Annotated in this window: 13 protein-coding genes; 10 read left to right on the top strand and 3 right to left on the bottom strand. The window is 50.9% G+C overall.

Annotation, left to right across the window (positions count from 1 at the left end; all coding sequences use genetic code 11):
- Position 1: 1 nt before the first annotated feature.
- The gene (locus tag METBU_RS0117160) at positions 2–943 is read right to left on the bottom strand and encodes an NADH-quinone oxidoreductase subunit B family protein (RefSeq protein WP_017841794.1); all 942 of its coding nucleotides are present in this window, start codon (positions 941–943) and stop codon (positions 2–4) included.
- Between the two features lie 322 nt (positions 944–1,265).
- Between METBU_RS0117160 and METBU_RS0117155 the strand changes: the two genes are divergently transcribed.
- Positions 1,266–1,553, top strand: a complete 288-nt coding sequence (locus tag METBU_RS0117155) for a hypothetical protein (protein WP_014150138.1) — start codon at positions 1,266–1,268, stop codon at positions 1,551–1,553.
- Between the two features lie 229 nt (positions 1,554–1,782).
- Here METBU_RS0117155 and METBU_RS0117150 read toward each other — a convergent pair whose 3' ends face one another.
- Positions 1,783–2,205: a GlcG/HbpS family heme-binding protein gene (locus METBU_RS0117150; RefSeq protein WP_014150139.1), complete on the bottom strand. Its 423-nt coding sequence runs from the start codon at positions 2,203–2,205 to the stop codon at positions 1,783–1,785.
- 64 nt (positions 2,206–2,269) lie between these two features.
- On the bottom strand, positions 2,270–2,872 hold the full coding sequence (locus METBU_RS0117145) for an arylesterase (protein ID WP_017841793.1): 603 nt from the start codon (positions 2,870–2,872) through the stop codon (positions 2,270–2,272).
- Between METBU_RS0117145 and METBU_RS0117140 the strand changes: the two genes are divergently transcribed.
- The 9 genes from METBU_RS0117140 to METBU_RS0117100 all read left to right on the top strand — a co-directional run bounded on the left by METBU_RS0117140 (position 2,871) and on the right by METBU_RS0117100 (position 12,125).
- Complete coding sequence (locus METBU_RS0117140; RefSeq protein ID WP_017841792.1) at positions 2,871–3,563, top strand: ABC transporter ATP-binding protein; 693 nt, start codon at positions 2,871–2,873, stop codon at positions 3,561–3,563. The two genes, METBU_RS0117145 and METBU_RS0117140, sit on opposite strands and share 2 nt — an antisense overlap.
- Complete coding sequence (locus tag METBU_RS0117135) at positions 3,560–6,043, top strand: ABC transporter permease (protein ID WP_017841791.1); 2,484 nt, start codon at positions 3,560–3,562, stop codon at positions 6,041–6,043. The genes METBU_RS0117140 and METBU_RS0117135 overlap by 4 nt, the downstream gene beginning before the upstream one ends.
- A 77-nt stretch (positions 6,044–6,120) precedes the next feature.
- Positions 6,121–6,516 (top strand): glycine zipper family protein, encoded by a 396-nt coding sequence (locus METBU_RS0117130; RefSeq protein WP_017841790.1) that lies wholly within the window; start codon positions 6,121–6,123, stop codon positions 6,514–6,516.
- 883 nt (positions 6,517–7,399) lie between these two features.
- Positions 7,400–7,939 carry a PAS domain-containing protein gene (locus METBU_RS0117125; protein ID WP_017841789.1) on the top strand — a complete coding sequence of 180 codons (540 nt, stop codon included), beginning with the start codon at positions 7,400–7,402 and terminating at the stop codon, positions 7,937–7,939.
- A 2-nt stretch (positions 7,940–7,941) separates the two neighbouring features.
- Positions 7,942–9,420, top strand: a complete 1,479-nt coding sequence (locus METBU_RS0117120; protein ID WP_138767245.1) for a methyl-accepting chemotaxis protein — start codon at positions 7,942–7,944, stop codon at positions 9,418–9,420.
- Between the two features lie 284 nt (positions 9,421–9,704).
- Positions 9,705–11,090, top strand: coding sequence for a F0F1 ATP synthase subunit beta (gene atpD, locus METBU_RS0117115; protein WP_017841787.1), 1,386 nt, complete (start codon positions 9,705–9,707; stop codon positions 11,088–11,090).
- Between the two features lie 22 nt (positions 11,091–11,112).
- A complete protein-coding gene (locus METBU_RS0117110) occupies positions 11,113–11,502 on the top strand; it encodes a F0F1 ATP synthase subunit epsilon (RefSeq protein WP_201764905.1) in 390 nt (129 codons plus the stop codon).
- Entirely contained in the window at positions 11,495–11,833 is a 339-nt protein-coding gene (locus tag METBU_RS0117105) for an AtpZ/AtpI family protein (RefSeq protein ID WP_017841785.1), read from the top strand. Before METBU_RS0117110 ends, METBU_RS0117105 begins: the two co-directional genes overlap by 8 nt.
- Complete coding sequence (locus METBU_RS0117100) at positions 11,826–12,125, top strand: ATP synthase subunit I (protein WP_014150149.1); 300 nt, start codon at positions 11,826–11,828, stop codon at positions 12,123–12,125. Before METBU_RS0117105 ends, METBU_RS0117100 begins: the two co-directional genes overlap by 8 nt.
- Positions 12,126–12,128 lie beyond the last annotated feature (3 nt).

Below are 12,128 nucleotides of genomic sequence, written 5' to 3'. Positions count from 1 at the left end.
CTCAAACGTCCATTTTCTTGTCTTTGACGCGTTCCGGCGCAGCGGCGCGGGCAAGATTCTTGTATGCCATGTACCGGGGACGTTCGACGCCCAGCGGCAAGCGCAACGGAATGTCGCCGATTTTCTCAGTCAGGAACAAATCGGTGTCGCGAGGGAAGCTCGGCGACGTGCAACCGAAACAAGGCACACCGGCGCGAGTCTTGCTGCTGGTGCCGTTCCACAGATCGCTGTTGCATACCGCCTGCGTCATCGGCCCTTGGCAGCCGAGATTGAAAAACAGACAGGCGCGCCCGCCCGGTTCGTTTTCTTCGATGTCGTATTCGTGATACTCGTTACGCGTACACCCCTGATGAACGACGGTATTGAAGAACGCCTTAGGACGATTCAGTTCGTCCAGCGGCAACGGCAGTCCGGCGGCGAGCCAGGCCAGCGTCTGGGTCATGGCGTGGGGATGTGCCGGGCAACCGGAGACGTTGACGACAGGAAGGCCCTCGCGCGAACGCCACTCCGGCGGCAACAGACCGCCCGGAGTCGAACGGTTGTATTGCAGGCCGATACAATCGCCCGGATTCGGCGCCGCGGCATGAACGCCACCGTAGGCAGCACAGGTGCCCATCGCGACGACCGTACCGGCCCGCTCTGCCAATTCACGCGCGATGTCCATGCGCGCCCGGCCGCGGTAGCTGTCGTACAGACCGGTACCGCGCGGGGCCGTGACGATGCTGCCTTCGACGCAAAGTATGTCCAACGCTTGTTCGCCGTTGACGATGCGTTCGAGCAGCGCGTCGTGCTCGCGCATCGACGCGTTGGACAACGAGGGGTGCCATAGCAATTCAACGCCGTGAGCCGAAAAAATTTGTTCGAGGCTCGGTGATTCAGCACTCAATAGCGCCAGCGAATCGCCGCCACAGGCGCCTGTCTGTAGCCAGAATAAGGTAGCCATCGTTTTCGTCTCATTTGAAGTAAATCATTGCATTATAGGGAAATTGCTTAACTTCACAACACATCGCTAGATATCCCAGGGCAAACGCATTAAAATAAATGCCATATCAATATGTTATGACTATTCAACCTAAGCTTGCAGAATATTTTATTTGTTAGTTTTTTATTTTGTGGCAATAAAGGCTGCCGCTATGAAATTACTGAAAATACTACGCATTATAACCATTTGATTTTATATGTAGTTTTAATGCGTTTACCCTGCTAGATATCCCCATATCTTTTCATTTTTAGACGTTTTTTCAATAGAAAGGGAATACCTCGACGTGGCGAGCGTGCAAGATACCGCACAGAATTTTGGGCTCGGCGGTGGCGGTTACGCCGATGACCTGGATGCGATACTTTGCTCATTCGGCGCGATCGGTTTGGTGGTGAATGAGATCAATAGGGACATGGGGTTGCTCGACTTGACGCACGAGCTCATCACACCCGCAATTCAGGGCAAACTCGCCTACATTCACGCACTAGCGTGCACTGCCATTAAGTTAAGGATTTTTCCGTTCGCCCTGAGCCTGTCGAAGGGTGAATGGAAAAATCCTGGGTCGATAAGTTAAGCCGTCCATGGTTCGACAGGCTCACCACGAACGGCTTAACTTAATGGCAGTGCGCACTAGCGTGGGGAAGATAAGTCGATTGGCATGGCGACCAATGCGACAAGAATGACGATGAGGTTTGTTTTTGTTTCAGTATTATCTAAGGTGGCTTCGGGGCGTGCGGCCGACATCTGTCAATCGAATCCTCCTTCCTTGCGATATTAGAATGAAGTTATTTCATGCTCGTTCCTTAGCAAAATAAACCGGCCGCGTGGATTCCGGCGATCGCGCAGCGCTCGTCTTGGTCGGAGACGTCGCCGGAGATTCCGACCGCACCGAGAATTTTGTGGTCGGCATTACGAATCAATACGCCGCCCGGAACGGGCATGACTTTTCCGTCGGCCAAGCCGATCAGCGCGTTCATGAAGTCGGGGCGTTGCTCGGCGACGGCAGCAAGATTTCGCGACGACATGCCCATGTTGACCGCGCCCCACGCTTTGGCGATCGCGACTTGCTCTCGAATCATCGTGGCGCCGTCTTCGCGTTGCATCGCTTTGAGATGGCCGGCTTCGTCCAATACGACCACGGTCAGCGGTTCTAGGTTGAGTTGGCGGGCATTGGTTAATGCGACATGAATGATTTGATTGGCTTTTTCCAGAGTTAAGGCATTCATCAATGATCTCGTTATTATATTTATTGGAGTGAATCGGCCGGGTGGAAACCCGAAATAAGGCTTGTCATTTTAACAGCGGACCTAAATATTCCCATACTTTTTCGGCGATAATCGGTTGTGCGTCGGCATTCGGATGAATTCGGTCGCGCTGCATCAGTTCCGCTTTCAGGGCCACGTCTTCGAGTATAAAAGGCACGAAAGGCAGGTCGTGTTCTTTGGCCAGTTCCGGATAAACCTGGTAAAAAATTTCAATATAGCGTTTACCGAGATTCGGCGGCATGCGCATGCCTAGTAGCAAAACTTGCGCGCCGGCTTGTTTCGAACGCTTGACGATTTCGTTCAAGTTGTCGTGCATTTGCTTGGGGGTCAATCCTCTTAAACCGTCGTTGCCGCCAAGCTCCAGCAGCACCCATTCCGGGCTATGCCGCGCCAACGCGCTGTCGATGCGAGCCAATCCGCCGGCGCTGGTATCGCCGCTGATGCTTTCGTTAACCACCTGATGCGGGAACTTTTCGGCCTCCAGCTTTTTCTGAAGTAAATCGACCCAGCCTTTCCCCGCTTCTATTCCGTATCCGGCGCTGATACTATCGCCTAATACGACAATCGTTTCAGCCGACACGACCGCTGAACTTAACGCTATTATTACTGCAAGCAAAAATTTAAACATGACACAGACTCAACCTGAAAGAACGTTAAAAGATATTATCGTCACCGAAAATCTCGGTAAAACCGTGCAAACTTCGGATGGCACCTTACATATCTTGGCATCGGTCGATTTACAAATCAAACCGGGAGAGAGTCTCGCGGTGGTCGGCGAGTCCGGTTCCGGCAAATCGACTTTATTGAGTTTGTTGGCCGGGCTCGATACGCCGACAAGCGGTTCCGTGACGATTGACGGTCGCGATTTGACGGCGATGGATGAAGACGGGCGGGCGGCGGTACGTAACGAGTTGATCGGCTTTGTGTTTCAGTCGTTTCAATTGTTGCCGGGTTTGACCGCTGTCGAAAATGTGATGTTGCCGTTGGAGTTGGGCGGCAACAAAAATGCGCGTGTTTTGGCCGCCGATTTGCTCGGCAGGGTGGGATTAAGCCACCGGCTCAATCATACGTCAAGGCAGCTTTCCGGCGGCGAACAACAGCGCGTCGCGTTGGCCCGCGCTTTCGTGACGCGGCCGGCTATTTTATTCGCCGACGAACCGACCGGCAATCTGGACAGTAAAACCGGCGAACAAATCATCGATTTATTGTTCGAATTGAACCGCGAAAACAGCACCACGCTGATATTGGTCACGCATGACAGCCATTTGGCCGAACGCTGCCGGCGCAGCATTAAACTCGATGCCGGGAGACTGGTATGACGCGTTTTAATCTGGCGCTACGCTTGTTGTTTCGCGATAGCCGTTCCGGCGAACTCACGATTCTGATTGCCGCGTTGATCATCGCCGTGACCAGTTCGACTGCAATTACGCTATTCGCCGATCGCCTGCATCGTACGATGACCTTACAAGCCGCCGATTTTCTCGCGGCCGATTTGGTAATAACGAGTCCCGAACGCATTTCCGGCACATGGCTGGAAAAGGCCGGCGAATTGGCCTTGACCCGTTCGGAAACCGCCGAGTTTTCAAGCGTCTTGATGGAAAACGACGAACTGTTGCTGGCCGGCGTGAAGGCGGTCAGTCCCCGTTATCCGTTACGCGGTTTTTTAAAGGTCACCGGCGCCGATTTCAGCGACGAGCAAATAGTGGCGTCCGGACCTGAGCCGGGGTCGGTATGGGTTGAAAAACGCGTGCTGTCGGCACTGCATTTGCAAATCGGCGATGCCTTGACGGTCGGCGAAAAAGCGTTGACGATCAGCCGTGTCTTGACTTACGAGCCGGACAAGCGGGGCGATTTTTACAGCCTATCGCCGCGGGTCATGATGCATGCCGACGACTTACCCGCTACGGGAGTGATACAACCGGGCAGTCATGTGCATTATTTCTTTCAGTTTGCCGGCGAGGCGCAGAGCATCATGGCATTCAATCGTTGGATCAAGCCGCAGCTGAATCCGTCCCAGCGCATCATGGATATTCATCAGGACCGCCCTGAAGTCGGCAATGCGCTAAATCGGGCCGAGCGCTACTTGGGCTTGTCCAGCATTGTCGTGATTTTGATCGCCGGCGTTGCGATTGCCGCTGCAACGCGCCGGTATAGCGAACGTCATTTCGATGCCACGGCGGTATTGAGATGCTTAGGCTTGAAGCAAAAAGAAATTTTATGGCTTTACGGTAGTCAGTTTTTTATTCTCGGAATGTTGGCCAGCGCCATCGGTTGTCTTCTAGGCTGGTTTGCGCAGGCCGGGCTGTTTCATCTTTTGCATGATTTGTTACCGGATGCCATCGCCTCGCCGAGCTGGTTTGCGGTATTTTTCGGTTTCGCGACGGGCATGGCGGTATTGCTGGGTTTTGCTCTGCCGCCGCTGCTTCGTCTCAAACGGGTGTCGCCGCTACGCGTGTTGCGCCGCGACCTGGAGCCGTTACCGTCCGCGGCTTGGCTGATTTACGGTTTGGCGATCGCTATTATCGCGGTTTTGATATGGCGTTATACCGAAGATTTTAAAATGACCGGCATCATCATCGGCGTCGGCCTGATCGCGTTACTCGTATTGGGCAGCGCGGTTTACGGAATCCTTTGGGCCTGTCAAAAATTGTTACCCAGTTTGCCTCTAACTTGGCGTTTCGGTGTGCAAGGTTTGATTCGTAACCGGCAGGCATCGGTGAGTCAGATTTTGGCATTTAGCATCACGCTGGTGGCGATGACCTTGAGCTTCACGGTCAGAAACGATTTATTGACCGATTGGCAACGTCAGTTACCGGAACAGGCGCCGAACCATTTCGTGTTGAATATTTTTCCCGAACAACAAGCCGGTTTCCAGCAGGATTTGGATGACCAAGGCCTGACCGGCAGCCGCTTTTATCCGATCGTTCGCGGACGACTCGTCCGAATCAACGGCATTCCGGTGCAAAAAATCGTCAGTAAGGATTCCCAAGGCGAACAAGCCACGCATCGCGACTTGAGCCTAACCTGGTCGGAGCAGGTGCCCGATGAAAACAAGATTCTATCCGGCAAGTGGTGGACGAATGATAGCCCGGGTTTGGTGTCGATCGAGCAAAAATTGGCTTCGAGTCTTGGCGTGGAGCTGGGCGACAAGCTGACTTTTACTATCGGCAGCGAACAATTGCAAGCGGAAGTCGTCAGTATTCGCAGCGTTAAGTGGGATACGATGAAGCCTAATTTTTATATGATTTTTTCGCCGGGAACCTTGGACGGATTTGCCAGCACCTCGATGACCAGTTTTTATTTGCCGGAAAATCAAAAACATTTCTTGAATGAACTGGTCAAACGCTACTCGAGTGTAACCGTTCTGGAAGTGGATTTGATTCTCAAACAATTCCAAACGATCTTGGCGCAACTAACCCAAGCGATCAACTATTTGTTATATTTCGCACTACTAGCCGGATTTACCGTGCTGTTCGCGGCGGTTCAAGCCGGGTTGGACCAACGCATTCATGAAGGTGCGCTGATGCGAACGCTAGGAGCGCATCGGCAATTTTTACGGAAGACGCATATAATCGAATTTGCGCTATTGGGTTTTAGTGCGGGAATTTTGGCGATCGGCCTGTCCGAAATCGTGCTTTTCGCGTTATATACCGAAGTGCTGCACTTGAATTACCGGCCCAATTTTCTGCTATGGTTGGTCATGCCTACGCTTAGCGGCTTTTTTATCGGTCTCGCAGGTTTCTGGGGCGTTAGGCAAGTAGTCGACAAACCGCCGGTATCCGTTTTAAGGGAACTTTAATAGTTAAAATTCATTCTTTATTCATATACAACGTTATATTTTTGCACCCACTATAAACTCAACAAAGAGGTATCTTTATGAAAAAATCGACACTTGGAATCACCATGATCGGCGGACTGTTACTTTCGGCTTGTGCATCTCAAACCGGTTGGACACCCACGGTCGATACCTACGATAGCCCCAATGCTTATCGCTTGAATCAAGACCTTTACGAATGCGAACAATTGGCTCGTGAGGCAGCAGGCGGTACCGCTAAGGAAACCGCTATCGGCGCGGGTGTCGGCGGCTTGATTGGCGCGGCCGGCGGTGCAGCTGTCGGTGCCTTTACCGGCAATCCCGGCAAAGGGGCTGCGATCGGCGCGGCAGCGGGCGGTTTCGGCGGCGGCGCTAAACAAGGCTTCGAGGCCGAGGAAGCCTTCAAACGATCTTACCGCACTTGTTTACGTAACCGCGGACATAGAGTCGTCAATTAAATAAAGTCGTTAATTAATCGGCTTATTGCTACCTAAATCCTTAGAGGCGATATATTTATCGCCTCTAAGGTCATTTGATGAAACAACTCGCCTCATCCTCTCTTCAACTCCCGTTTATCTATCGTCGAAAAAACTCGAACGATTTCCGTTTTTCCATCATACTTTCCTACAAAACCGGACAATAGCAAGGGTATCTAAGGTAGGCTGTCGATAAAAGCCATTTTTTGCTAATTGCTGTGTTCCTGCTTTTTATACCTTTCGCACTTCAAATTTCGGCAGTGCCCGAGTAGGCGCCGGGATGTCGATCCCTCACCTAACGCTAGGTGACACTGCCATTAAGTTAAGCCGTTCGTGGTGAGCCTGTCGAACCATGGACGGCTTAACTTATCGACCCAGGATTTTTCCATTCACCCTTCGACAGGCTCAGGGCGAACGGAAAAATCCTTAACTTAATGGCAGTGAACGCTAGGTGAGGGACTGACGGAATCCAGTGCCATAGATGGCAGGCTTTTGAAGTACATTCGATCCTGAATGCCAGAATTACTTATTCTGTGACGGCTTACCTTAATGGCAGTGAGGTGTAGGGTACGCTGTGCGTACCATGGCAACCCCACCAATGCTACCACAAGCCCTTATGGTTTGATCTGGGCAGGGATTCGGAGCTTAACAGCCTGGAGGTACCCTACAATTTATGTATAACGATGAGCGCCCTCTGTGGGACCTCATAACTTCGCTGCCAGGCAAGATAGGTACGCACTCCCACGCTGGAGCAGTGCGAATGAGGAAAATTATTTAGCTGGTGGCGATATTTTTTACAACAGCTAGACTTTATGGAATCGACTCTGCTAAAAATGTATCGAACCTTATAAGGCGCATCACAACGATGAAAAAAAATATTATCCCGAATAATGACGAAAAGAAACTGGGCGATAACGACTTTATCGTTTCGAAAACCGATATTAGCGGCAAAATCACTTACGCTAACCGTATTTTCATGGAAATTGCCGGATACTCCGAGTCCGAATTGCTTGGCGTGCAACACAATATTATTCGGCATCCCGAAATGCCGCGCGGCGTATTTCGGTTTATGTGGGATACCTTAAAGTCCGGAAACGAATTTTTCGGTTTTGCCAAAAACCTGTGTTCAGATGGTGGGTTTTATTGGGTCTTCGCGAATATTACGCCGGACTACGACAAAGACGGCAAATTGCAGGGTTATTATTCGGTTAGGCGCAAACCGCCGACGTCGGCGTTGGATGTTTTGGTGCCGGTTTATCGGGAAATGCTGGCGATAGAAAAAGGCTGTTCCGCGAAAGAAGCTCCGGACAAATCGCTGGCCTATTTATTCGATGTCGTCGCGCAGACCGGCGCCAAAAATTATGACAGTCTCGTTCTGGGGCTTTATAAACCGAATGGAGTTTAATGATGAGCCGCCACACCAGTGCCGACATTCCTTTTCTCAAAGCTAAGGTTAATTATGCCGTGGCCGGTATTAGTTTCCTCGCTGCGATCAATTTTATTTACACGACTTTTACCAGCGGCTTTTCATGGCTAGTTCTACTCTTTAACCTTGGACTCACCGTCATTGCATTTTACGCGCTCACAGAAACAAAAAAATATTTGCGTATTATTGCCATCATCCAAGATGTATTAATTAAAACCAATGACGGCGAACTTTACCACCGAATCACAGGAACCAAGGGAATGGGCGAGCTCGGCAAAATCGCTTGGGAATTGAACGAAATGCTCGACATCATGGAGTCTTATTTCAAGGAAATCACGACTTGTTTCGATCAAGCGGCCAAAGGCAATCATAACCGTTACGCTCTTGCGGACGGCTTTCCCGGCTTACTTAAATCGTCAGCGAAATCGGTCAATAAAGCACTGCGAGTCATGAGCGATAATGAAACGATGATCACGAAAAATCGCCTTTCTGCCGGACTGCACCTGCTGAATACCTCGAATTTACTCGATAATCTCAAATCCAATCAGGAAGACCTACTGAGCATTACCGAACAAATGCATAAGGTTGAAAGCATCGCGATTAATACCGGCAATAACGCCGAAAATAGCTTGTCGTCGGTCAATACAATTAGCCATTCGTTAACCAATATCAATGACAATATTCATTCGGTTACCGATGTCATTACCGCACTGATCGACGATAGTAAAAAAGTAACCGAATCCTTATCGATGATCACCGGTATCGCCGACCAAACCAATCTGTTGGCGCTCAATGCTTCGATCGAAGCCGCACGCGCAGGCGAATACGGACGTGGTTTCGCGGTCGTCGCGGAAGAAGTCAAAAACTTGTCCGATCACACTAAGAATGCGGCGCTGGAGGTTACTAAAACACTCAATTCATTCAATAAGCGCGTCAATCAAATGCATTCCGAAGCCGAGGCATCCGCCGAGCTTTCCCAAGAAATCATGGAAAAAGTCGACGAATTTCGGAGTCAGTTTGCCGATCTTTCAATTTCGGCAAAAGCGTCGGTCGGCTATATCAGTTATGCCAAGGATAAAACCTTTGCACTATTAACCAAAGTCGATCATATTGTTTATAAACAGAACGGCTATATCGCGATCGAAAACCTAAAGCGTTGTCCGCAAGCCGATGCGATCGATGTCGATCATCAGCATTGCAGGCTTGGCAAATGGTATTTCGATGGGCTTGGGCATGAGCAATTTAGATCCACGCAAGCCTATGCCAGGCTGAATAAACCTCACGAAGATGTGCATAAATTCACGCGACGCGCCTATGAATATTCACGAAACAACTGGCAAAGTAACAAAGCGATCATCGACAACATAATAAACGACATGCAACAATCGGAAGATGCCAGCGCCGAAGTGATGGCCTTGATCAGCGAGATGGTTGAAGAAAAGCATGCAAATTTGTCCTAGTCAGGCGCCATTTTTATTTTGACGGCTCGGAATATAGAAAATGCCCAAGCAGGACGGGGTTTGCAACCCCGTCCGAAACGTTTTGACTTTGCCCGAAGTAAGCCGAAATGTTTAGGGTAAACCGAAACGTTGGGGACGGGTTAAATAACCCGTCCCGCAGAAGAGACTGGTGTGCTACAACTTCAACTATTAACGCGAACATAGCCTCTATTAAATAAGACTATCGGTCCCAAAGGCACGACAGAGACAACACTGCATTTAATAGTTCGACTCAGGCGGCAAATATGAATGATGAAACAAGCCTTAAGCAAGTCGGATCAGTCGTTTCGATCACCGGAAGCGTGGTCGATATCCGGTTCGATTGCTGTTTGCCGCCCATTCATACGATTCTGTATGCCGGCGACGATCGCCGAGTCATCATCGAGGTATTGACGCAGCTCGACGATTCGCGGGTTCGCGGCATCGCAATGACACCGACGCAAGGACTGGCCCGAGGCATGTCGGTCGAAAACTCGGGCGGCCCTTTAAAAGCGCCGGTAGGCAAGAACGTTCTATCTCGCATGTTCAATGTATTCGGACGTCCCATCGATCGATTGCCGATGCCGTCCGATATCGAATGGCGCTCGGTTCATCAAACGCCTCCGCCGCTGGCGCGTCTTTCGACTAAGTCGGAACTGTTCGAAACCGGTATCAAGATCATCGATGTATTGGCGCCTTTGGAACGAGGCGGCAAGGCGGGATTATTCGGCGGCGCCGGAGTCGGCAAGACGGTTCTGCTTACCGAGATGATTCATAATATGGTCGGGCAACACGAGGGCGTGAGTCTGTTTTGCGGTATCGGCGAACGCTGCCGTGAAGGTGAAGAGTTGTACCGGGAAATGACAGATGCCGGGGTATTGCCGAACATGGTCATGGTATTCGGACAAATGAACGAATTGCCGGGAAGCCGGTTTCGGGTCGGTCATGTCGCGTTGACGATGGCTGAATATTTCCGCGATGACGAACGCCGGGATGTCCTACTGCTGATCGACAATATTTTCCGTTTCATTCAGGCCGGCTCCGAAGTTTCCGGGCTCATGGGGCAAATGCCTTCGCGCCTGGGTTATCAATCGACGATGAGCACCGAACTATCGCAATTGCAGGAACGCATTGCCAATACCGATACCGGCGCGATCACATCGATACAAGCCGTTTATGTGCCGGCCGACGACTTTACCGACCCTGCCGCGGTTCATACCTTTTCTCATTTGTCGGCCTCTATCGTGTTGTCTCGAAAGCGAGCAAGCGAGGGGCTGTTTCCTGCGATCGATCCACTGCAATCCAACTCCAAGATGGCGACACCGCGTATCGTGGGCGAACGGCATTATCGAATCGCACAGGAAGTCAGAAGCACGTTGGCTCAATACGAAGATTTGAAAGACATCATCGCGATGCTGGGACTCGAACAGCTCTCGCGGGAAGATCGTAATATCGTGTATCGCGCCCGCCGTTTGGAACGTTTTTTGACGCAGCCGTTTTTCACAACCGAGCAATTCACCGGCCTGAGCGGCAAGCTCGTTAGCCGCAACGATGCGCTGAACGGTTGCGAGCGCATTCTCAACGATGAGTTCAAGGATTATCCCGAAAGCGGACTTTATATGATAGGTTCGATTGACGAAGCCAAAAAGTGAGTCCACTATGAAGCCGTCATCGATGCATCTTAAAATCTTGTTGCCTTTCCGGGTATTCGCCGAGCACGAGGACGTCAGTCGGATCATTGCCGAGACTTCCCAAGGCTCGTTCGGCATATTGCCGAACCGCCTGGATTGTGCTGCGGCTTTGGCTCCGGGCATTCTAACCTATGAAACGGCGTCGGCTGACGAGGTTTATTTGGCCATTGATCAAGGCGTGCTGGTCAAGATTGGAAGCGAGGTCCTGGTATCGGTGCGCAACGCCATCGGCGGTATCGAATTGGATCGATTGCGCGAGGCTGTGGAGCACGAATTTCTTGAATTGGACGAACACGAAAAAAACGTTCGCTCGGTCATGGCTAAACTGGAAAGCGGTTTTGTCCGGCGCTTTATGGAGTATCATCGTGGCTGAACCAAACGATAAAAAAAAGCGGTCTACCGACTCGCCGTTGAGCCGTCAAGTCGGTGCAAAGGCCGAACGCAAGCTCGAAGCCCAACGGCAAGTGAATAAGACAATCTGGTTCGGCTTGGGTTGGTTCGGCTTGATCGGCTGGTCTGTCGCCATTCCAATGTTACTGGGAACCATCGTCGGTTTATGGCTAGACAGTCGATATCCCGGCTCCCATTCCTGGACCTTGATGTTATTGATCGGGGGATTGATGCTTGGGTGCTGGAACGCCTGGCGTTGGGTGTCCGAAGAAGAAACCCGAATCCATAAAAAACAGGATAAAAATGATGACTGAAAATCTGATGTTGGCACTGGCTTTCGGGGCCGGCAGCTTGCTGGGGATGTTTTTTTTCGGAGGACTTTGGTGGACCGTGCAAAAAGGCCTTCAGTCAAAACGTCCCGGACTCTGGTTTTTTAGCAGTATGCTGCTTCGAACCGGCATCACGCTGGCCGGTTTTTATTGGTTGGCTGCCGATCATTGGCCAAGGCTTTTGGCTTGTCTATTAGGCTTTGTCGTTGCTCGTTTCATCGTCGTTCGGTTGACCCGTTTCGAATCGATAAAATTGCCCGAAACTGTCGAGGAATAAGCA

Source organism: Methylotuvimicrobium buryatense 5G, assembly GCF_000341735.1.
In the GTDB taxonomy this organism is placed as follows: Bacteria; Pseudomonadota; Gammaproteobacteria; order Methylococcales; family Methylomonadaceae; genus Methylotuvimicrobium; species Methylotuvimicrobium buryatense.
Note: the sequence above shows the minus strand (reverse complement) of the source record. Positions and strands in the feature narration are given on the sequence as shown.